We start from the raw sequence: 21,547 nt of genomic DNA on the forward strand, positions 1-21,547 counted from the left end.
GCCGCTAAGCGACCCGGCGCAGAGTGCTCCGGCCGAGGCCGGCCATCACCGGGTTGGTCTCGACGTAGTACCAGACCAGGCCCATCGCCTGGACGAACGCCCAAGCCCGGCCGCGCGCCCAGTCCAGACCGGTGCCGCCCACCGCGGTGCGCCACGCCTCCCGTACCGGGTCGTCGAACAGGTGCCACCCGCAGATCAGGTCGAGCGCCGGGTCGGCCGGCCCGAGCATCCCGACGTCGAGCACCCCGATCAGCCGGTCACCCTCGGTGAGCAGGTTGCCGGGGATCAGGTCGCCGTGGGTCATCACATCCGGCGACTCGCGGGGCAGCTCGCGCAACTCGGCCCACAGGGCGCGCAGCGGGCCGACGTCGAGCATCGGCTCGCTCTGCCGGAAACACTCGGCCATCCAGTCGTCATGGGCGCGCAGGTCGCCGCCGCGGCCACGGCCCCGGAACGGGCGTCCACGGGTGTCCATGCCGCGGACACCCTGGACCAGCTCGGCCAGGTCGTACCCCAGACTGATCGCCGTTGAATGTGAATTCTCGCTGGCCACAGTGCCGGGCAGCCAGGTCTGGACGGCCCACCGGCGGGGGAACCCGGGACCCGGCTCGCCGATCGCCAGCGGTTGCGGAGTGGCGAACCGGGTGACGCCGAGCAGTTCCCGTGCCGCCCGCGCCTCGGCGAGCAGATCCTCGGTGTCGTGGCGCGGGAACCGGGCGGTGAGGTGATCGCCGAGGCGAAAGACGGTGTTGACGGTGCCGTGCGCTCCGATCCGCTCGATCGGCAGCCGACTCCACTGCGGAAACTGTCGCGTCAACAGGTCACGGACCGTGTCGGTGCTCACCGGGTTCGCGTTCACCGGCCCACCCTGCCACGCGAAGTTGCCGGTCCGGAAAATGCCTGACAAACTTGCCCGGATGTGGCTGAGGCGGTTGTGGGCGAAGCATCACGAGGCGGCCAAGTTCTTCATGGTCGGCGGCATCTGCTTCGTGGCCACCACCGCGGTCAACTATCTGCTGAAACTGACCGTGCTGCACGACAAGCCGGTCACCGCGCTGGCGTTCGCGACCGTGGTCGCCACCATCCTGTCGTATGTGCTGAATCGCGAGTGGTCGTTCCGCACCCGCGGCGGGCGTGAGCAGCATCACGAGGCGGCCCTGTTCTTCGCGGTCAGCGCGATCGGCATCGGCCTCAACCTGATCCCGCTGGCCGTCTCGCGGTACGTGCTGGAGCTGCGGGTGCCGGACGTCAGCCGGCCGGTGCAGGAGATCGCCGACTTCGTCAGCGGCATCATCCTGGGCACGCTCATCGCGATGGTGTTCCGGCTGTGGGCGTTCAAGCGATTCGTCTTCCCGCACGCCGAGGCCCGGCCGGTTGCCGCGCCGCGCCAGCGCGGCCCGCGCACCCGGGTGACCCGGCACGAGGCGCGGCGGCCCGCGAAGAAGTCGCTCTGACACCTCCCCCGTGCGGTGGGTGCGGGCAGGTACCCCGGCATGGAAAAGTGAGCGGGTGGAGATCGATCTCAGTGAGGCGCAGGCACCGGTGCGGCCGCGCTTCCCCGCCGCCCTGCTGCGCCCCGAGGCCGAGGTGGTCGCGTTCCGCGGCCGCCACCGACTGCTCGACGAGCTGGGCGCCTGGTGTTCCGGCGCCGGTTTCGCGGCGCTGCTGCTGCACGGCCCGGCCGGGCAGGGCAAGACCCGGGTGGCCGGCCGGCTGGCCGCCCGCCTGGCCGCGGTCGGCTGGGGGGTGCACCGGCTCAGCGACGGTGACCGCCCCGTCCCGGACGGCACCGTCCCGACGCTGATCGTCGCCGACCGGGCCGAGACCCGCCCCGAGCAGATCGCCGGGCTGCTCACCGCGTGCGCCGCCCACGACGGCGACCGCCCGCTGCGGCTGCTGCTGCTCGCCCGCTCCGACGGCCCCTGGTGGCAGCGGCTGCGCACCGACCCGCTGCTGGCGGGGGCGACCACCGCCGAGCTTGCCGAACTGGACGACGACCCGGCCGGCCGCCGGGAGGCGTACGCCGAGGCGGTCCGCGATCTGGGCGCCGCGCTCCCCCGGGTGCCCGGCCAGGGTGGCCACCTGTGGTCGGCGATCGCCGCCCGGCTCGCCGCCACCCCGCGCGACGCCGGCGGTCACGCGCTGACCGTCCAGATGGAGGCGCTGGCCGACCTGCTGGACGCCGCCCAGTTCGGCCCGGCACCGACCGGCCGGTCGGCCGCCGACCGGCTGCTCGTGCACGAGAGCCGGGTCTGGTCGTTCACCGCGGCCTGGCACGGCCTGGCCGTCGACGAACGGATCCTGCACGACGTGCTGGCCGCCGCGATGCTCACCGAGCCCACCGACCGTCTGCTGGACCGGCTGGCCGGTGAGCACCGGGACGCGGTCGGCGCCTGGCTCGCCGATCTGGACACCGCCGGTCATCCGCTCGCCGAGCGGTTCTGCGCGCTGCGCCTGGCCGCGCGCCCGGCACTCGCCGAGATCCTCGTCGAGGACGCCCCGGAGCGGGTGTTGAGCGTGCTGGCCGCCGCCCGGCATCCGGGGTTGACCGAGCTGTGTGTCCGGCACGCCGACCGGCTCACCCCGGCCGTGCTGACGGTGGCCGCCGCCGCCGACGAGCCGGAGCCGCTGCTGGCCGCTCTGGTCCGGATCAGCGCCGACCCGGACACCCCGGTGGACCGGCTCACCCGGATCGCCGAGGGCCTGCCCCGGCTGTCCCCGCTGGCGGCCGAGGTGGCCCAGTCGATCGCCGAGCGGCACCGGCGGGCCGGTGACGAGGCGGGGCTGGCGCTGGCGCTGAGCAACCTGTCGATCCGGCTCGGCGACCTCGGCCGCGACGGTCCGGCGCTGGCCGCGATCGAGGAGGCCGCGGTCATCCACCGCCGGCTGGCCGGGCAGCAGCCGGAGCTGTACGAGGCGGATCTGGCGCGGTCGCTGACCAGCCTGTCGGTCCGGCTCGGCGCAGTCGGCCAGCCGGAGCCGGCGCTTTCCGCGATCGCCGAGGCCACCGAGCTCTACCAGCGGCTGACCGATCGCGAGCCGGAGTCGTACCGGGCCGATCTGGCCCGCTCGGCCCGGAACCTGGCGCTGGCGTTCGGCGGCCTGGAGATGTTCGCGCAGGCGCTGACCGCGATCCAGGAGTCAGTCGCCGGTTACCGGGTGCTCGCCGTCGAGCAACCCGGGGTGTTCCTGCCCGAGCTGGCGGCGGCGCTGAGCATCCTGGCGATCAACCTGGGCAGCCTCGACGAGGATGAGGCGAGCCGGGCCGCGGCCGCCGACGCGGTGACGATCCGCCGGCATCTGGCCGACCGGCGGCCGGACGCGTTCCGGCCCAGTCTGGCGGCCGCGCTGACCGACCTCGCGGTGCGCCACATCGTGCTCGGCGAGGCCGAGCCGGCGCTGGCGGCGATCGAGGAGGCGCTCACCATCCGGCAGGAGACCGGGGGTGAGGACCTCGACTGGTCACTGCACGTGAAGAGCGTGATCCTGGGAAATGTGGAGAACCGATGAGGAAGTCGTAGGAGATCCGGTGCGGGAACGGAAGCCCGCAGGAACCGCACAGGATTTTCACAAGCCGGTTCTACGGTCCCCGGCATGTGTGGTCTTAGCGCGTTTTTCAGCAGCAGGCCGGAGGCCGGGCCGGTGGACCAGGCGACCGTGGCGGCGTTCACCGCGGCGCTGGAGAGCATGCGGCACCGGGGGCCGGACGACTCGCAGCTGGCCTACGGCGACGGGTACATCCTCGGCTTCAACCGGCTGGCGATCATCGACCGGGACCACTCGGTGCAGCCGCTGTACTACGCCGACCGCTGGCTGGTGGTGTTCAACGGGGAGATCTACAACTACCGGGAGCTGCGGGCCGAGCTGATCAGCGCGCACGGCGCGACGTTCGCCACCGAGGGTGACTCGGAGGTGCTGGCCGCCGCGTTCCACTACTGGGGTGAGGCGGCGCTGCCCCGGCTACGCGGCATGTTCGCGTTCGTCGCCTACGACACCCGGACCGGCACCGTGCACGCGGCCCGCGACGCGTTCGGGGTCAAGCCGCTGTATCTGCTGGAGACCGCGGACGGGTTGTCGCTGGCCAGCGAACGCAAAGCCCTCGACCCGTTCGCCGCCCCGGCCGGCGCCGCGCTCAACAACGACGCGCTCGGGCACTACCTGACCTTCCAGTACGTGCCGGACCCGCTCAGCCTGCACCGGCACATCCGCCGGCTGCCGCCGGGTCACCGGCTGGTGTGGACGCCCGGCGGCGGGGTCCGCGAGCACCGCTGGTTCCGCCCGTCGCTGCGGCCGCTGCGCCTGCAGCCGGCGGCCGCACACCGGCAGATCCAGGACGCGCTGCGCGCCAGTGTCCGCGCCCACCTGCACGCCGACGTCCCGGTCGGCACGTTCCTGTCCAGCGGTGTCGACTCGTCCGCGGTCGCCGCGCTGGCCGCCGAGGCACAGCCGGGCATCCACGCGTTCACCGCCGGGTTCGCCGCCGACGGCTACTCCGAGATCGACGTCGCCCAGGACACCGCGAACCAGCTGGGCATCCCGCTGACCCCGACGGTGGTCAGCGACGAGCAGGTGCTGGCCGAGCTGCCGCGGATCGTGCAGCTGCTCGACGACCCGGTCGCCGATCCGTCGCTGATCCCGCTGTACTTCCTGGCCCGCACCGCCAGCCGGTACGTCACCGTGGTGCTCTCCGGGGAGGGCGCCGACGAGCTGTTCGGCGGGTACACCATCTATCGCGAGCCGCTCTCGCTGGCCACCGTCGACAAGCTGCCGCCCAGTCTCAAGCGCGGCCTGCACCATCTGGCGCACGTGCTGCCCGAGGGCGTCAAGGGCCGCTCCTTCTTGGAGCGGGGCACCACGCCGATCGAGCAGCGCTACTACGGCAACGCCCGGATCTTCGATCCGGAGGAGAAGGCCCGGCTGATGCGCTTCACCTCGGCGCCGCACACCGAGATCACCGCGCGGTTGTACGCCGAGACCGCCGACGTGGACGAGGTGGCCTCCATGCAGTACGTGGATCTGCACACCTGGCTGCCCGGCGACATCCTGGTCAAGGCGGACCGGATGTCGATGGCGCACAGCCTGGAGCTGCGGGTGCCGTTCCTGGACCAGCAGGTGTACGCGGCCGCGGCCGGGCTGGCCACCGAGCTGAAACTGCCGGCCGGGTCGCGCACCACCAAGCACGCACTGCGCGAGGCGATGCGCGGGATCGTCCCCGAGTCGGTGCGGGACCGGGCGAAGCTGGGCTTCCCCACCCCGACCCGGCTGTGGCTGCGCGGCGTGATCGGCGACTGGGTCGACCAGCTGCTGGCCACCTCGCAGACCGGGCATCTGCTCGACCTGGAGTACGCCCGCGGGCTGCTGGCCGAGCACCGGGCCGGGGTCGCCGACCGGTCCCGCAAGGTGTGGACGGTCGCCATGTTCTGCCTCTGGCACGCGATCAACGTGGAGCGCACCATCACGCCGCGGGCCGAGAAGACCGTGCTCAGCCCACGTACTCCCGAAGGTGCCGGGCGGTGAGCGTCGAGGCGTCGGCGACCAGCTCGTGCGGGGTACCGGTGAACACCACACGCCCGCCGTCCTGACCGGCACCCGGACCCAGGTCGACGATCCAGTCGGCGTGCGCCATCACGGCCAGGTGGTGTTCGATCACCACCACCGTGTTCCCGGCGTCGACCAGCCGATCCAGCAGGGCCAGCAGCTGGTCGACGTCGGCCAGGTGCAGGCCGCTGGTCGGCTCGTCGAGCAGGTAGGTGGCCGGGCCGCCGCCCATGTGCACGGCCAGTTTGAGCCGCTGCCGCTCACCGCCGGACAGGGTGTTCAGCGGCTGCCCGAGGGTCACGTAGCCGAGGCCGACCGCGGACAGCCGGTCCAGGATCGCCCGCGCCGGTTTCTCGGTGAAGAACTCCAGGGCCTCGCTGACCGGCATGGCGAGGACCTCGCTGATGTCCCGGCCGCGCAACCGGTACTCCAGGACCCGGGCGGTGAACCGGCGTCCCTCGCACTCCTCGCAGACGCCGGCGACGCCGGCCATCATCGCCAGATCCAGGTACACCAGGCCGATGCCCTTGCAGTTCGGGCAGGCGCCCTCGGAGTTGGCGCTGAACAGGGCCGGTTTCACCCGGTTGGCCTTGGCGAAGGCGCTGCGGACCGCGTCGAGCAGACCGGTGTAGGTGGCCGGGTTGCTGCGCCGGGAGCCGCGGATCGCGGTCTGGTCGACGACGACCACGCCGTCGCGCCGCGGCAGCGAACCGTAGATCAGTGAGCTCTTCCCGGAGCCGGCCACGCCGGTGACCACGGTGAGCACGCCGGACGGCAGGTCGACGTCGACGTCGCGCAGATTGTTCCGGCTGGCGCCCCGGATGGCGATGGTGCCCGTCTTTTCCCGACAGGCCTTCTTCAGGGCTGCCCGATGGCCCAGGAAGCGCCCGGTCAGGGTGCCCGACCCGGGCAGCCCCGCCACCGGCCCCTGATATTGGACGCGTCCACCGTCCGGGCCGGCGCCGGGACCGAGATCGACCACGTGGTCGGCGATCCTGATGGTCTCCGGCTTGTGCTCCACCACCAGCACCGTGTTGCCCTTGTCCCGCAGCCGCAGCAGCAGCCCGTTCATCCGCTGGATGTCGTGCGGGTGCAGACCGACGGTCGGTTCGTCGAACACGTAGGTGACGTCGGTCAGCGACGACCCGAGGTGGCGGACCATCTTGACCCGCTGCGCCTCCCCGCCGGACAGGGTGCCCGACTCGCGGTCCAGCGACAGGTAGCCCAGGCCGATCTCGACCAGCGACTCCAGGGTGTGCCGCAGGCCGCGCACCACCGGCGCGACAGCCGGGTCGGTGACCTCGGTCAGGAACCCGGCCAGGTCGCTGACCTGCATCGCGGAGCACTCGGCGATGTTCCGGCCGGCGATCCGCGAGGCCAGGGCCGCCGGTTTCAGCCGGGCGCCGGCGCACTCCGGGCAGGTGGTGAAGGTGGCGACCCGATCGATGAACGCGCGGATGTGCGGCTGCGCCGATTCGCGCTCCTTGGCCAGATACATCCTCTGGACCTTCAGGACCAGGCCTTCGTACGTCGTGTTCACCCCACCGATGCGCATCTTCACCGGCGGCTTGTGCAGGAAGTCGGCCCACTCCTGCTCGGTGAACTCGCGCAGCGGCTTGTCCGGGTCGACCAGCCCGGACTCGGCGAACCCGCGCACGTACCACCCGCCGACGCTGAAGTTCGGCACGGTGATCGCACCCTGGTTGATCGACCTGTCCCGGTCGACCAGCCCGTCGACGTCGATGCTCGACACCCGGCCCAGACCCTCACACCGCGGGCACATCCCCTCGGCGTTGAACGAGTACGCCAGCGCGCTGCCCGCGCCCGGCTCACCGAGCCGGGAGAACAGGATGCGCAACATGGTGTACGCGTCGGTCACCGTGCCGAGCGTCGACCGCGCGTTCGCCCCCATCCGCTCCTGATCGACGACGATCGCCGCGCTCAGGTTGTGCAGCGCGTCCACGTCCGGACGCGCCGGACTGCCCATGAACGACTGCAGGAACGCCGGGTAGGTCTCGTTGATCAACCGCTGCGACTCGGCCGCGATGGTGCCGAAGACCAGCGAACTCTTACCCGACCCGGACACCCCGGTGAACACGGTGAGCTGATGTTTCGGCAGGTCCAGCGAGACATCGCGGAGATTGTTCTCCCGCGCTCCGCGGACCTGGATGAACTCGTGCCGCTGCGGATCAGCCAGCACGGCGGCGGGCCCTGCGGGCGGCGAGCTCGTCACCTGCCGCCGGCTCCTCGGGGACCTGACCCACCGGCTGCGGCACGGCCGGCTCGGCGGGCAGGTGCGACAGCGAACCCTGGATCTCCTTGAACGCTCCGCCGATCGCGATGCCGAACACGCCCTGGCCGCCCTGCAACAGGTCGACGACCTCCTCCGGGGAGCGACACTCATACACCGTGGTGCCGTCCGAGATCAGCGTGATCCCGGCCAGGTCGTCCACCCCGTGCGAGCGGAGCGTGTCGATCGCGCGCCGGATGTTCTGCAGCGACACCCCGGCGTCCAGCAGGCGCTTGACGACCTTGAGCACCACCAGGTCACGGAAGGAGTAGAGGCGGGAGGTGCCGGAGCCGGAGGCGTCCCGCACGCTCGGCACCACCAGGGTGGTGCGCGCCCAGTAGTCGAGCTGGCGGTAGCTGATGCCGACCGCCTGACAGGCCGTCACACCGCGATAGCCGACCTCGCCGTCCTCGCCGACGAGGGGGCCCTCCAGAGGCTGCTCGTGCACGCGACTACCTCCCCGCTGCCCATGATCAACGTATCTGGGCGGTGCCGGTTCACCTGGACTTCACGAGCGTATATCTCAGCCGCAGTCGAAACATGGAGGTAACGGCACGACACGCCGCGTTCGGACGAGCGACACGCCGAAGCCCCGTCACTCTCCGGCGCGTCCGGATGTTTTCCGGCGACCTGCCCGACTTTTCCGGCGGCCGGCGGGCGCGGTCAGCCCGCGAAGTCCTCCGGGCGGACCTGGTCGAGGAACTCGCGGAATTTCTCCACCTCGTCCTCCTGCTCGTCGGGGATGACGATGCCGGCCTCGGTCAGCACCTGGTCGGCGCACCGGATCGGCGCGCCCACCCGCAGGGCCAGCGCGATCGAGTCGCTGGGCCGGGCGGAGACCCGCAGATTCTCCCCGATCAGCAGATCGGCGTAGAAGACGTTGTCTTTCAGCTCGGTGATCTCGACAGCCTTCAGCGGCTGCTGCAGCGCCGCCAGGATGTCGCGCAGCAGGTCGTGGGTGAGCGGCCGAGCCGGTTTCACACCCTGCTGCTCGTAGGCGATCGCCGTCGCCTCCACCGCGCCGATCCAGATCGGCAGATACCGGTCGCCGTCGACCTCTCGCAGCAGAACGATCGGCTGGTTACTGGGCAGCTCCACCCGAACCCCGACCACGCTCAGCTCGCGCACCGCACCGCCTCCGTGTTCGTTGTTGTCGCCGTCCCGCACCGCACGGCTGCCCCTTATCCTGCACGGTACACGCACGGCGAGCCGATCTGCCGTGCGCGGCATACCCCGCCCAGGGTAGGCCGAACAGGGGTCAGCGACCCAGTTCGCCGCGCAGTCCGGTGCGCACCAGCGCCGCGTGCAACCGCTGCGAGAGAGCCTGCAGCTCACGCGCGGTATCGGTGGCCCGGGCCCGGGCCGCCGGGTCCTGCTGCCGGGCCAGCGGCGCCAGCAACTGGGTGAACAGGCCGACCTCACGATCGGCCGCGTTCTTGAAGGCCCGCAGGTGGCGGGGCTCCAGACCGAAGTGGGTGAGGCCCACCACGGCTTCGACGATGATCACTGCATCCGCGTCGTACCAGCCCGGCGGGCGCGCCACGACCAGACCGATCTGCTCCAGCTCGGCCAGCATCGCCTCGTCGACCCCGGTCCGCTCGACCAGATCGTCCTTCGGAATCCGGGCGTCGGCCGGATCGGTGGCCCGCTGCGCGCCGACCGCGACCAGCGTCGGGCGCTGGGGCACCACCGGCTCCTGCTCCATCCGGTCCAGCTGCTCGCGGATCACCCGCAGCGGAAGATACTGATCACGCTGGGCGGTCAGCACGAACCGCAGCCGGGCCACGTCGTTCCACGAGTACTTGCGGTACCCGGAGGCGGTGCGTTGCGGGTCGACCAGACCCTCCGCCTCCAGGAACCGCAACTTCGAGATCGTGGTGTCGGGGAACTCGGTGCGCAGATGGGCCAGCACCTCCCCGATGCTCATCAGCGCACCCTCGCGCCCGCCCTGGGGACGCTCGGCCCCCGGGTCGCGCGCGGCCGCCCCCGACGAAGTCACGCCCGGCCGCCCTCGCCCTCCGGCCGCGGGCCGGCGATGAACACCAGACGGAACTTGCCGATCTGGACCTCGTCGCCGTTGCTCAGCGTCGCCGCCTCGACCCGCTCACGGTTCACATACGTCCCGTTGAGCGAGCCCACGTCGCGCACGGTGAACACGCCCCCGTCACGGTGGAACTCGGCGTGGCGGCGGGAAACCGTCACGTCGTCCAGGAAGATGTCACTGTCCGGGTGCCGTCCGCTGGTGGTCACGTCATGATCCAGCAGGAACCGGGCGCCGGCGTTCGGCCCGCGGCGGACCACCAGCAGCGCCATGCCGGGCGGCAGCGAGCCGGACATCCGGCTGGGCACCACGTCGGTCTCGGGACCCTCGAGCACCTCGTCGAGGGCGCCGAGGTTCAGCGTGGACGTGACGTCGAGTGGGGGGAACTCGTCGTCTGGGCGCGTCATCGGACCACCTCACGGATCAGTTGGTCGTCGCCTCGACCGGCGGGCCACCACGGGGGGCGGCCTCGCCGAGGCCTTAAGGCCCGACGCACGACTATCTTGGTTTAGTAGGACATTGCCACGGGATAACAGTTCTACATGTGCCCCGCGAGCCTAGTCAGCGCCATTATGGCGGGGCAACCAGACTCGCGGGTCGATGCTTACGGTCTGACCGAGCGTTCTAGCTCTCGGTCAGCGCCTGGTACGCCGCGGCGTCGAGCAGCGCGTCCACCGCGGCCGGGTCGGCCGGGGCGATCTCCACGAGCCAGCCCGCCGCGTACGGCTCCGCGTTGATCAGCTCGGGCTCGTCGCCCAGCGTGTCGTTGCGGGCCACCACGGTGCCGGCGATCGGGGCGTAGATCTCCGAGACGCTCTTGGTCGACTCGACCTCGCCCATCGAGTCGCCGGCCTGCAGCTCGGTGCCCTCCTCGGGCAGCTGCACGAAGACGATGTCACCCAGCGCATCCTGCGCGAAGTGGGTGATCCCCACCCGCACGGGGCCGGTGCCGTCGCCGGACACCCACTCGTGCTCCGCGGTGTACCGCAGATTCTCAGGAATCAACACTTCCTCCGTAGCTCACGAAACCGGACGGGCGTACTGCAATGCAGCCGCCTTACGCACCGCGGTCACCTCGACCATGCTGCGCGAGTCCATGGTCACGCTACCGCCGTCGCTCTTCACCGACGCCACCACCCCGCCCGGGATCTGCAGCGCCGTCCTCATCGTCTCCGGCAGACCGATCACCAGCAGCCGGAACGGCCCGGTCAACCGGTCACCGTCCGCGATGATGCCACCACCGGTGGCGTCGATGAAATAGGTGGACGCCACGATCCGCACCGGGGTCCCGCCGGACCCGCTGATCTGCATCACCTCGCCGCCCGAACCGCGCAGCTCCTGCACCGTGTTCAGCACGTCCGAAGCCTTCACCCGGTCCAGCACGATCTCCAGACCGGGGCCGCGGCCGGGAATCGTGCCGGCCAGCAGGCCCAGCTCCTGGCTGCGCTTGTTCGCCTCGTCCAGGGCCGCCTCCCGGCCGGCGACACCCGAGGTGAGCTGCTGGCGGCTGCGCTCCAGGGCCTCGATGTCGCTGTTCAGCCGGCTGTCCCGGGCCTCCAGGTCACTCAGGATCTGGACCAGGTCCTCCTGGCGGGCGGTGGACAGGCCACTGTCCGCGTCGTTGCTGCGCAACTGCACGACCAGGGTGAAGCCGAGCAGGGCGAGCAGGACCCAGATCAGGGTGCCGGCGGGCGCCGGTCGCTTGAGACCACCCCGGCCGGGCGGCCGCTCGCCGCCGTCCGCGCTCTCCCCCGGGCCCGACCGCACGTCTCCCCGGTCCTCGCCCGGGCTCTCTCTCGGGTCCTCTCCCGGGCTCTCCCTGAGGCGATCAAGATCACTTTCTGTACTAGCAGGCTCGGGCGTGTCGGACATCGACGGAACGGGTGACGTGGGCGATGTCTCCGGGTCACCCGCCCGGGTGGCAGCGTCGCCCGCCGGATCGCCGCCCGGCGCCACCGGGTAACGGACCGTCTGCTCATCCCCGGCGGGGTCACCGGCGTACCCCGCAAGCTCGTCGAAAGCGGCCGAAGGCCGTGCCGTCGGCGGTCTGCGCCCCGCCGTGGGCAGGTCGAACCCCGGCGGCGTCAGCTCACGCCCGTCGTCCTCACGGTCGGTCATCGAGTCCCCACGTAGTCCCCAGCCGGCCCGGCACCGGACCTAGGCCCGGAACAGGTGCCGGCGAATCGCCGCGACGTTACCGAAGATCCGGACGCCGAGCACCACCACAACGCCGACCGACAGCTGACTGCCGACCCCGAGCTGGTCACCGACGTACACGATCAGCGCCGAGACCAGCACGTTCGAGATGAACGAGACGACGAACTGCTTGTCGTCGAAAATCCCGTCCAGCTTGGCCCGCAATCCGCCGAACACCGCGTCCAGCGCCGCGATCACCGCGATCGGCAGATACGGCACCAGCTCCGCCGGCACCGACGGATGGAACACGATGCCCAGCAGAACACCGACGAGCAGGGCGAGTACGGCGATCATCGGCCGCCTTCCGACGCAGAGACAGCCGGCACACCGGAACCGGCCACGGACGGGCTGCCCGACGGAGCGGGCGGAGGGGTACTCGGCGACGCCGCCCGCAGCTTCAGCTCCGGAGCGGCGTCCAGCGTGACGTCGCGGACCCTCTCCGTCTCGAACGACATCCCGTACTGCTGGGCCAGCGCCGGGAAGAACTTCCCGGCATACCCGTTGCGGAAATTGTCGACCAGACTGTCCGGGCCCAGCGCGATCACCTCGTACGGCGTGGTCACCGGCCGGGTGTCCACCAGGATCGCCTCGCCGGCCTGGCGGATCGTCGACGTCGCGGTCAACCGCTGCCCGTTGATCGCGATCGCCTCCGCCCCGGCCGCCCACAACGCGTTCGCCGCCAGCTGCAGATCGGTGTCCTTGACCCGCCCGAGCGTGCTGCGCTCACCGGTCACCGCATCCACCGACGTGGGGCCGTCCGCCAGCCGCACCCGGGCACCCGAGCCGCGCACCGCGGCCAGCCCGGTCGCCGCCTCCAGATTCGAGATCCCGGCCACCGCGGCGCCACCCAGCTCCTGAGCCCGCAACCTGGCGACCTGCTCGGCGAGCACATCGGCCCGGGTCTGCAACGTCTCGGTCTGCTCCCGCCGGCTGTCCACCTGCTTGATCAGCGCATCCCGCGCCTGCGTCCGGCCCGGCTCGTCGGCGACCGTCTGCTGATAGCCCACCACCAGCAGGAAACCGATCACCCCGACGGTCAGCAGGGAGAAGCCGGCGGTGAGCCGCTTGCGGGCACCCGTGCGGACATGCCCCTCGGCGCGGCGGGCGGCGGCGTCGGCATACCCGGGATCGAGCGGATTCTGAAACAGCGCGGTGAGGAAGTCGGGACCGTAGGTCCGCTTCCCGGCCGCCGTGCCGTCGGGATCGGGCGTCGCCGCGTTCGGCCTCCGCGCGGGTGGATCCTGCGAGGCGGGTGTCGGCTTCCGCGTGCCCGACTCCTGCGAGGTAGGTGTCGGTCGCCGCGCGCCGGAGTGCTGCGGGGCGGCGTCCGGCTTCGCCGGCTCCGGGAGAGCGCCGCCCGGGATCGCCGGATCGGTCACGGCGTGACCGTCCGGGCCGCGGCCCGACCGTCCCGGTCGGCACGCAACAGCCGCGCGGCCTGCACCAGGTAGAGCACGCCGGCCGCCCAGTACAGGCCCAGCGCCCACCAGGCCAGGCCCCAGCCGACCGGACCGGCCCACCAGTCGATCGACGGCACCGCCTTGGCCAGCAGCACCACCGGGAACGCGGCCAGCAGCACGAACGTGCCGGTCTTGCCGACGTAGTGCACCGGCGGCGGCCCGTAACCGTGCCGCCGCAGAATCAGCAGCGCCACACCCACAACCACCTCACGCAGCAGCAGCCCGCCGGTCAGCCACCACGGGACCACCTCCCGCAGGGTGAACCCGATCAGCGTCGCCAGGATGTACAGCCGATCCGCGAACGGGTCGAGCAGCTCGCCGAGACGGGACACCGAATTCATCCGGCGCGCCACATAGCCGTCGACCCAGTCCGTCGTCCCGCCGACCGCGAGAACGATCACCGCGGCGACATCGCGCTCCGGGCCGAGCAGCAGATAGAGGAAGAGCGGCACCCCGAGCAGCCGGATGAAGCTGATCACATTCGGAATCGTGAAAATCCGATTGGAGGTCTCGATGGACGAATACGACATCGCGACTTCCTCTCCCCCTGTGCCGCGGCCCGGATACGGCGCCCCTACGCCAACCGATCCGGCATGCCGAAATCGGTCACGACGCGCTGTGCCGCGCTTGATTCGGCGGGACGCCGCGCCTCCCGGACTTCCGGGATGTGTGTGTCACGGTCGCTGAGCACTATAACCACCTGCCTACCGCTCGGCGTCGCCCAGTCACGCCCGCCACACCGTCTAAGGAATCCTAGGAGGCTAGGTGACTAGCCGGCGGCGCGCTTCCCGCCCTCATTGCAGCGACCCCGCTCCCCTGCAGCCGGCAGTGCCGCGTCCCTTACCTCCGCTCACCGATCCGGTGCAAGCACCGACGGACCGGGCGGGCGGTCAGGGGTGGCGGTTGAACAGGGACCACAGGGAAGGGGGCGGGGTGGGCAGGTGCCGGCCGGTGGTGTCGAGCCATGTGGTGGTGTTGACCACGCGGTGGTCGGCGATGTCGAGTATCACCAGGGCGAACGGGACGTGGCCGGCCTCTGTCGGGCGCATCTGCCAGAAGGCCGGCTGTCCGGAGGCGGCCGTCGGGAGCAGGCGGTGGCCGGTGCAGGCGGCTTCGGGGGCGCTCATAGCCAGGCCGATCCGGTCGCGACCGTGCAGGGACCAGGCGAACGGTGGCATCGAGGTGGTGGCGTCCTCGTGCAGCAGGGCGACCAGGGCGGCGATGTCGTGGCTCTCGAAGGCGGCGCAGTAGCGGGCGAGCAGGGTTCGCTGGTCGGCGTCGGCCGGGTTCAGCGGGTCGCCGGGGTGTGGGGCCACCGTCCGCAGCGTGGCGCGGGCGCGCTGCAGAGCGCTGGTCACCGAGGCGGCCGAGCTCTCCAGCAGCGCGGCGACGTCGTTGGCGGACCAGCACAGGACGTCGCGCAGGATCAGGACCGAGCGCTGCCGGGGCGGCAGGTGCTGCAGGGCGGCGACGAAGGCCAGCCGGATGCTCTCCCGCTGCACCACCAGCGTGGCCGGGTCCTGGGCGAGGTCGAGAACCCGCGCGTCGGGGATCGGGCGCACCTCCGCACCGGGCGCCAGCAGCGCACCGAACGGCTCGCCCGCGGAACCGGGCGCGGCCAGGTCGAGCGGCACGGCGCGCCGGGCGGCTCCGCGCAGCAGGTCGACGCAGACGTTGGTGGCGATGCGGTACACCCAGGTGCGCACCGAGCCGCGCGCCTCGTCGTAGCGGCCGGCGGCGCGCAACGCCCGCTCGAACGTCTCCTGGACAGCGTCCTCGGCCTCGTGCCCGGAACCGAGCATCCGGTAGCAGTATCCGGTCAGCTCGACCCGCAGCCCCGCCAGCACCTCCTCCACATCCCCGAAGATAGCCACCCCGCCGCCCCGCCCGGCCGCGGCGGGTCAGCGCACCACGTGCGGGTGGCGCGGCGCAGGGGTGGGTGCAGGTGGGCGGCTGACGGCGTACGCGGCAATCGGCGGACCGATGAAAAAGCGGACCCGCCGCCGTATCCCCTTCGACGAGGCGCGCCCGGAGGGCGCGAAGGGAGTGGAGATGACGACGGTGACCGACGTGCGGGCCGAGATCGCGGCGCAGCGGCGGGAGCTCGCCGCGCTGCTGGCGGAATTGACCGCGGAGCAGTGGGACCGGGAGACGCTGTGTGACGGCTGGCGGGTGCGGGAGGTGGTGGCGCATGTGACGCAGCCGTTCCGGGCTTCGCTGCCGCGGTTCCTGGTGGATTTCGCGCGGGCGGGCGGGAATTTCGATCGGATGGCGGATCGGGTGGCCCGGCGGGACGCGGCGCGGCTGAGCAGTGCCGCGTTGCTCGCGGCGGTGCGGGACAATGTGGAGCACCCCTGGTCGCCACCCGGGGGTGGACTGGTGGGGGCGCTGTCCCACGATGTCATCCACACGCTGGACATCGATCCGTGGCGGGAGGTGCCGGTAGCGCGGATGACGCTGGTGCTGGGTGGGATGTCGCCGCGCAGTGTCGGGTATTTCGGGGCGGATCTCGACGGGGTGCGGCTGGTGGCGACCGATCGTGACTGGGCGCACGGTGCCGGTGAGGCGGTTCACGGGCGGGCCCAGGATCTGCTGATGGTGATCTGCGGGCGGCGGCTGCCACCGGGGCTGCTGACCGGGCATCCGGCCGCCAGGTACACCGGTTGACCCCGACAAATCGCCCGATCAGTCAGGAGGAGGCGGATTTAACACTGATTGGCACCGCCTCAATTGACCGGTCAAGCTGTTGAGCGTGCAAGCTTCGACTCATCAGATCAGCGACGTCGGCGAGGCCCGGGAGGTGTTGCGCAAGTACTTCTACGCCGTCGACATGGACGTGCTGCGGAAGCGGCGGGACTGGACGGCGCGCTTCGCGGTCGGCGGCTGCACCGCGGTCACCCTCGGGGATCTGGATTTCGGGGTGGATGTGCGGGTCAGTGCCGGGGAACTCGGCGCCTACCACGTGAATCTCCCGCTGACCGGCGGCCTGAGCTGGCATCAGGGCCGGGACGCGCCGCGCCGGGCGTGGGCCGGGCGGTCCGCGGCGGTGTTCCAGCCGGTCGGCGACACCATCGTGGACCGGTGGGACGGTGACTGCCGGCTGCTGGCCGTGAAGATCAGCCGGACCGAGCTGGAAACCCACCTGGAGCAGTTGCTGGACCGTCCAGTGCGCGGCCCGGTGCAGCTCGCGCCGGTGCTCGACACGGCGCAGGGGCCGGGCGCCGGCTGGGCCCGGCTGGCCCGGCTGATCGTCGAGGACGTGGGCTGCCCGGACGGGCTGACCGGGCATCCGGTGATCGGTGCCCGGCTGCGGGAGGCGCTGGTCACCGGGCTGCTGCTGAGCACCGAGCACCGGTATCGGGACCCGCTGGAGCGGCAGACCCCGGCGCTGGCCGCGCCCGGCGCGATCCGGCGGGTGGTCGAGGCGATGCGCGCGCAGCCCGCCCGGCCGTTCACGGTGGCGGACCTGGCACGGATCGCCGGGGTGGGTTCGCGGGCGCTGCAGCAGAGTTTCGCGCGCTATGTGGGGATGCCGCCGATGACGTATCTGCGCCAGCTGCGGCTCGGCCTGGTCCACGACAGCCTGGCCGGCGCGGAGCCGGGGACGACGACGGTGGCCCAGGAGGCGTACCGCTTCGGGTTCACCCACCTGGGCCGGTTCGCCGCCGCCTACCGGGAGCGTTACGGCACGGCCCCCTCGGAGACGCTGCGGGACTAGCCCAGCGCCGTGACGAAGCGGTGCAGGTACAGCGGCCAGCCGTTGTCGCCGTCCACCGCGTCGCGGATGCCCTCCCAGCCGGGCCCGTGCCGGTCGAGGTTGCGGTGTTCGAGCTCGACCCGGGTGCGGTCGTCGGCCTCGGCGACGAAGCGGACCTCCACCTCGCTGCGGTTGGCCGGGTCGGGCTCCACCTGCCAGTTCGGTCCGATGTCCCAGCTGAACAGCAGCCGGTGCGGCGGCTCGAAGGCCAGCACGTGACCCCACGTGCACTCGCCACCGTCCGCGGCCCGGTCGTAGATCCGGCCGCCGACCCGCGGCTCCAGGACGGTGTCGGTGATCGGTGCGGTCATCAGATTGTGATCGCGCGGTTTGATATCGCCGAACCGTTGGGTGAACACGGCGAACGCGCGCTGCACGGAGGCGGGGACGACGATCTGCCGGAGCACGATCGGCGTGGTGGACCGGGTCATGGGGTTTCCTCTTCGGACGAGACGGCTTGCTGATAGCCCTGCAGTGCCTGCCTCCAGAACGCGTCGAGCTGATCCCGCAGTGCCGCCACACCGGTCGCGTTCAGACGGTAGACCCGGCGCGTGCCGGCCGCCTCGTCGTCGACCAGGCCGGCCGCTTTGAGCACTTTGAGGTGCTGGGACACGGCGGGCCGGCTGATCGGCAGTCGATCAGCCAGCTCGCCGACCGCCCGCGGCGCATCGGCCAGGCAGGACACGATCGCGCGCCGGCTCGGGTCACCGAGGATCTCCCACCCGTCAGGCGCTTGGTAAGTAGCCACGAACGGTAAGTTACGGCTTACCGAAGGCGCCGTCAAGGCCTCAGTGGCGGCCCCGGCGGGCGTTGACGTAGTCGTCGATCACGTAGCGGCCCAGTTCCTCGGCGTCCGGGCTGAACACCCGGCCGCCGTTGCGCCGGGCCACCGCGTCCATGAAACGCTGCAGGCCCGGGTCGTCGCCGAGCATGAACACGTTCAGCGTGGCGCCGTAGCGGGTGAGCAGATCGACCTCCCGCACCGTGGCCCGGACGGTCTCCGGGGTGGGCGGCCACCAGAACAGGGCCTCGCCGTCGTCCTCCAGGTGCGCGGTGGGCTCACCGTCGGTGACGACCAGGACGACCGGTTCGGCCCCCGGGTGGCGGCGCAGGTGGCGGGCCGCCAGTTTCAGGGCGTGCTGCAGGTTGGTGCCCTTCTCCAGGGTGGGCTCGGTGCCGGCCAGCTCACCCTGGCTCAGCGCCATGGCGTACCTGCCGAAGCCGATGATCTGCAGCGCGTCCTGCGGATACCTGGTGGCGACCAGATGCGACAGGGCCAGGGCGGTCTGTTTCATCGGGCCCCAGCGACCGTCGGCGTACATCGAATAGGAGAGGTCGACACAGAGGGCGACCGCGGCGGAGGACCGCCGTTCGGTTTCGGCTACCTCGAAATCCTCCGGAGCCAGCCGTACGGGCAGGGTGGCGACGTCGCGCGAAGCGGCCCGGCGGCGGACCGCGTTGCCGATCGTGCGGACCACGTCGAGCGGCTGGTCGTCGCCGAACTCCCAGCGGCGCGACGAGCCGATCAGGTCGCCGGCCGCGCCCGCGTCACGCATGTCGTGGTCGCCGCGCTTGCCGCCGATGTCGTGGAAGATCTTCGCCAGGGCGGTCTGGCCCAGCCGGCGCAGCGCCTTCGGCGACAGGGTGAGCCCGTCGCCGTCGCGTTCCACCCAGCCCTGCCGGCGCAGCTCCCGCTCCAGTTCGCGGAGGCGGCGCAGGTCGTCGGCGGCGGACCGGCCGAGCTGGCGTTCGACCGATTCCACGTCGACGTCGTCGAGGGTGGCGCCCGGGTGCTCCTGGCCCAGTTGGTCGATCAGCTCGTCCAGGTCGGCGATGTCCCCCAGGGCGGCGGCCGCGTCGCCGTAGCCGAGGTCCTCGGAGCCGCGCATCCGCTCGCCGCGGCCCCAGTTGAGGCCGGGGCGCAGCGCCCGCAGGTTGTCGGTGAGCTCACTCATCTGTCCCCGCAACGGGCCGTCGCCGAGCGCCTGGTCCATCAGGCTCTGCAGTTCCTCGCGTTGCTGCGGGCTCAGCGAGCGCATCAGCCGCTCGGCCGCGGCGGCCTGGCGGGCCAGGGAGTCGATCAGCTCGTCGACGTTCTGCGGGTTGTCCGGGAAGAAGCGGCCGTGCTTCTCCATGAACTGCTGGAACGCGTCGGTGGTGTCCTCGCCGCGGGCATGCTTGCCGAGCAGACCGTTGAGGTCGCCCAGCATCTCCGACACCTCCGAGAAGTCACCGTTGCGCAGGGCGTCGCGCATGCCGGCGAAGCGCTGCTCGACCACCTCCCGGCGGAGCCCGGAGAGGATCTGCCGGTAGATGTCGCGAGCTTCCGGAGACTGCCAGTCATACTCCGACAGTTCCGCGATGGCCTGCGAGGTGGACCGAGGCAGGTTGTCCAGGACCGCCTCGTTGAACCGGGACTCCATGTCGTCCCGGGCCCGCAGGGTGTCCCGCTCCTCGGCGAGCGCCTGGTCGAGCATCTGCCGCGCCCGGGTCACCGCGCCGTCCAGGTTTCCCCGGCGCAGCGCGTCCCGCCGCAGCCGCCGGGCACGGTCGCGCAGATCGTCGAGCCCGCGGCCGTCCCGCGGCCCGCGCCGGATCAGGTCACGCAGCGCGTCGCGCAGGCTGTCGCCCCGCATGACCCGCTCACCCATCTCGTCGACCGCGGCCCGCACGTCGTAGGGCGGGGCGAGCGGGTCCGGCCCGTCCCGCCAGGCCCCGTACCGGAAGACGTTTCGTGCCATCGTCAGCTCCCGTAGAGGGTGCGGCCGTCGTCGGTCATCTCCTTGGCCAGCCGCCGGGTCAGATGCAGCCCCTCCAGCACGAACTCGATTCCGGAGGCGGCCTGCCCCGGGCTCGGCGCGTCGCCCAGCCCGAGCCGGTCGAGCACCTTGGCCAGCCCCGGCACCGTGCCGATCTGGGTGAGCAACTCCTCGGCGCTGACCAGGTCACCGGTCTGGATGATCGCCCCCTCGGCGACCAGGTCGGTGAAGCCGGACAGGTCGAGCCCGGCGAGCCGGGCCCGGAACGTCTCGGCGGTGGCGACCCGCAGCAGGTGGGCGAGGACCTCGGTCTCGCGCCCCTCCTCGCCGCTCTCGAACTCCACCTTGCCGCGCAGCGTCGAGGTGACCGACACGGTGTCGCAGATCCGGGCGACCGCCTCCCGCTCGCCGCGCAGGCCGGCCCGGCGCAGCGCGGACGCCGCCACCGTCTCGGCGGCCGCGATCGAGAACCGGGCCGACACGCCGGAGCGGGCGTCGACCGACGACGACTCGCGGACCCCGCGGGTGTAGCGGGCGAGCACGTCGACGAGGTGCTCCGGGACGGCGGCGACCAGCGCCGCCTCCTGCCGGATCAGCGCGGTCTCCAGCTCCAGGTCGACCGGGTAGTGGGTGCGGATCTCGGCGCCGAAGCGGTCCTTGAGCGGGGTGATGATCCGGCCCCGGTTGGTGTAGTCCTCCGGGTTGGCCGAGGCGACCAGCAGCAGGTCCAGCGGCAGCCGCAGCTGGTAGCCGCGGACCTGGATGTCGCGCTCCTCCAGGACGTTGAGCAGCGACACCTGGATCCGCTCGGCCAGGTCGGGCAGCTCGTTGACCGCGAAGATGCCCCGGTTGGTGCGCGGCACCAGGCCGAAGTGGATGGTGTCCGGGTCGCCCAGCGAGCGGCCCTCGGCCACCTTGATCGGGTCGACGTCGCCGATCAGGTCGCCGACGCTGGTGTCCGGGGTGGCGAGCTTCTCCCCGTACCGCTCGGAGCGGTGCAGCCAGGAGATCGGCAGCAGGTCGCCGGCCTCGGCGACCAGCCGGCGCGACGCCGGGGTGAGCGGGTGATACGGATGTTCGTGCAGCTCGGAACCGGTGATGTAGGGCGTCCACTCGTCCAGCAGCCCGGCCAGGGCGCGGATCAGGCGGGTCTTGCCCTGGCCGCGCTCACCGAGCAGGACCATGTCGTGGCCGGCGAGCAGGGCCCGCTCGACCTCGGGCAGCACGGTGTCGTCGTAGCCGACGATGCCGGGGAAGCGGGGCTCGCCGGAGCGCAGCCTGTCGAGCAGGTTGTCGCGCAGCTCCTCTTTCACGGTGCGGAACTCGTGCCCGGTGGCACGCAGCTCGCCCAGGGTGCGCGGCAGGTCGGCGGGAGTTTCGGAGATGATCGCGGTAGGACCCTCTGTCACCGCAGGAACGCTACTCCGCAGACGGGACAACCGGCGACTGTGATCGCGAACGCGGCCAGCGCCGCGAGATTGGCGTTAGGTCACGGCCGCGGCGCGC

21 protein-coding genes are annotated in these 21,547 nt (G+C 71.7%); 5 read left to right on the plus strand and 16 right to left on the minus strand.

Annotation, left to right across the window (positions count from 1 at the left end):
* Positions 1-4 precede the first annotated feature (4 nt).
* A complete protein-coding gene (locus ACSP50_RS24760) occupies positions 5-859 on the minus strand; it encodes an aminoglycoside phosphotransferase family protein (protein WP_014692023.1) in 855 nt (284 codons plus the stop codon).
* A 37-nt stretch (positions 860-896) separates the two neighbouring features.
* Here ACSP50_RS24760 and ACSP50_RS24765 point away from each other — a divergent pair, with 37 nt between their 5' ends.
* The 3 genes from ACSP50_RS24765 to asnB all read left to right on the plus strand — a co-directional run bounded on the left by ACSP50_RS24765 (position 897) and on the right by asnB (position 5,517).
* A complete protein-coding gene (locus tag ACSP50_RS24765; RefSeq protein ID WP_014692024.1) occupies positions 897-1,454 on the plus strand; it encodes a GtrA family protein in 558 nt (185 codons plus the stop codon).
* Between the two features lie 55 nt (positions 1,455-1,509).
* Positions 1,510-3,510, plus strand: a complete 2,001-nt coding sequence (locus tag ACSP50_RS24770) for a tetratricopeptide repeat protein (protein WP_014692025.1) — start codon at positions 1,510-1,512, stop codon at positions 3,508-3,510.
* Positions 3,511-3,642: 132 nt separating this feature from the next.
* Positions 3,643-5,517: an asparagine synthase (glutamine-hydrolyzing) gene (asnB, locus tag ACSP50_RS24775; RefSeq protein ID WP_014692026.1), complete on the plus strand. Its 1,875-nt coding sequence runs from the start codon at positions 3,643-3,645 to the stop codon at positions 5,515-5,517.
* Here the strand turns inward: asnB and ACSP50_RS24780 are convergent.
* From ACSP50_RS24780 to ACSP50_RS24830, 11 genes are all read right to left on the minus strand, one after another.
* Entirely contained in the window at positions 5,483-7,771 is a 2,289-nt protein-coding gene (locus ACSP50_RS24780; protein WP_014692027.1) for an excinuclease ABC subunit UvrA, read from the minus strand. The genes asnB and ACSP50_RS24780 overlap by 35 nt on opposite strands.
* A complete protein-coding gene (locus ACSP50_RS24785) occupies positions 7,728-8,276 on the minus strand; it encodes a MerR family transcriptional regulator (protein ID WP_014692028.1) in 549 nt (182 codons plus the stop codon). The genes ACSP50_RS24780 and ACSP50_RS24785 overlap by 44 nt, the downstream gene beginning before the upstream one ends.
* Before the next feature lie 215 nt (positions 8,277-8,491).
* Positions 8,492-8,956, minus strand: a complete 465-nt coding sequence (locus ACSP50_RS24790; RefSeq protein ID WP_014692029.1) for a bifunctional nuclease family protein — start codon at positions 8,954-8,956, stop codon at positions 8,492-8,494.
* Between the two features lie 130 nt (positions 8,957-9,086).
* A complete protein-coding gene (locus ACSP50_RS24795) occupies positions 9,087-9,755 on the minus strand; it encodes a MerR family transcriptional regulator (protein ID WP_052311715.1) in 669 nt (222 codons plus the stop codon).
* A gap of 68 nt (positions 9,756-9,823) precedes the next feature.
* On the minus strand, positions 9,824-10,276 hold the full coding sequence (locus ACSP50_RS24800; RefSeq protein ID WP_014692031.1) for an FHA domain-containing protein: 453 nt from the start codon (positions 10,274-10,276) through the stop codon (positions 9,824-9,826).
* 217 nt (positions 10,277-10,493) lie between these two features.
* The gene (gene gcvH / locus ACSP50_RS24805; RefSeq protein ID WP_014692032.1) at positions 10,494-10,874 is read right to left on the minus strand and encodes a glycine cleavage system protein GcvH; all 381 of its coding nucleotides are present in this window, start codon (positions 10,872-10,874) and stop codon (positions 10,494-10,496) included.
* 15 nt (positions 10,875-10,889) lie between these two features.
* The gene (locus ACSP50_RS24810; RefSeq protein ID WP_369793961.1) at positions 10,890-11,741 is read right to left on the minus strand and encodes a DUF881 domain-containing protein; all 852 of its coding nucleotides are present in this window, start codon (positions 11,739-11,741) and stop codon (positions 10,890-10,892) included.
* A gap of 285 nt (positions 11,742-12,026) precedes the next feature.
* Positions 12,027-12,359 (minus strand): small basic family protein, encoded by a 333-nt coding sequence (locus ACSP50_RS24815; RefSeq protein WP_014692034.1) that lies wholly within the window; start codon positions 12,357-12,359, stop codon positions 12,027-12,029.
* The gene (locus ACSP50_RS24820; protein ID WP_099344154.1) at positions 12,356-13,213 is read right to left on the minus strand and encodes a DUF881 domain-containing protein; all 858 of its coding nucleotides are present in this window, start codon (positions 13,211-13,213) and stop codon (positions 12,356-12,358) included. Before ACSP50_RS24820 ends, ACSP50_RS24815 begins: the two co-directional genes overlap by 4 nt.
* Before the next feature lie 227 nt (positions 13,214-13,440).
* A complete protein-coding gene (locus ACSP50_RS24825) occupies positions 13,441-14,055 on the minus strand; it encodes a CDP-alcohol phosphatidyltransferase family protein (protein ID WP_014692036.1) in 615 nt (204 codons plus the stop codon).
* Positions 14,056-14,415: 360 nt separating this feature from the next.
* Positions 14,416-15,399 (minus strand): RNA polymerase subunit sigma-70, encoded by a 984-nt coding sequence (locus ACSP50_RS24830; protein ID WP_014692037.1) that lies wholly within the window; start codon positions 15,397-15,399, stop codon positions 14,416-14,418.
* Between the two features lie 178 nt (positions 15,400-15,577).
* Here ACSP50_RS24830 and ACSP50_RS24835 point away from each other — a divergent pair, with 178 nt between their 5' ends.
* Positions 15,578-16,192: a maleylpyruvate isomerase family mycothiol-dependent enzyme gene (locus ACSP50_RS24835; protein ID WP_043515356.1), complete on the plus strand. Its 615-nt coding sequence runs from the start codon at positions 15,578-15,580 to the stop codon at positions 16,190-16,192.
* 85 nt (positions 16,193-16,277) lie between these two features.
* Positions 16,278-17,243 carry an AraC family transcriptional regulator gene (locus tag ACSP50_RS24840; RefSeq protein ID WP_231956712.1) on the plus strand — a complete coding sequence of 322 codons (966 nt, stop codon included), beginning with the start codon at positions 16,278-16,280 and terminating at the stop codon, positions 17,241-17,243.
* On the opposite strand, the gene ACSP50_RS24845 is transcribed toward ACSP50_RS24840, so the two are convergent.
* Genes ACSP50_RS24845 through ACSP50_RS24860 form a run of 4 tightly spaced genes read right to left on the minus strand, consistent with a single transcriptional unit; the run spans position 17,240 to position 21,450 of the window.
* Positions 17,240-17,713 (minus strand): SRPBCC family protein, encoded by a 474-nt coding sequence (locus ACSP50_RS24845; protein ID WP_014692040.1) that lies wholly within the window; start codon positions 17,711-17,713, stop codon positions 17,240-17,242. The genes ACSP50_RS24840 and ACSP50_RS24845 overlap by 4 nt on opposite strands.
* A complete protein-coding gene (locus ACSP50_RS24850) occupies positions 17,710-18,030 on the minus strand; it encodes a helix-turn-helix transcriptional regulator (RefSeq protein WP_014692041.1) in 321 nt (106 codons plus the stop codon). The genes ACSP50_RS24845 and ACSP50_RS24850 overlap by 4 nt, the downstream gene beginning before the upstream one ends.
* 40 nt (positions 18,031-18,070) lie before the next feature.
* Positions 18,071-20,023: a VWA domain-containing protein gene (locus tag ACSP50_RS24855; RefSeq protein WP_014692042.1), complete on the minus strand. Its 1,953-nt coding sequence runs from the start codon at positions 20,021-20,023 to the stop codon at positions 18,071-18,073.
* Positions 20,024-20,025: 2 nt separating this feature from the next.
* Positions 20,026-21,450: a sigma 54-interacting transcriptional regulator gene (locus ACSP50_RS24860; RefSeq protein WP_014692043.1), complete on the minus strand. Its 1,425-nt coding sequence runs from the start codon at positions 21,448-21,450 to the stop codon at positions 20,026-20,028.
* Between the last annotated feature and the right edge of the window lie 97 nt (positions 21,451-21,547).

This window comes from Actinoplanes sp. SE50/110, assembly GCF_900119315.1.
Lineage (GTDB): Bacteria > Actinomycetota > Actinomycetes > Mycobacteriales > Micromonosporaceae > Actinoplanes.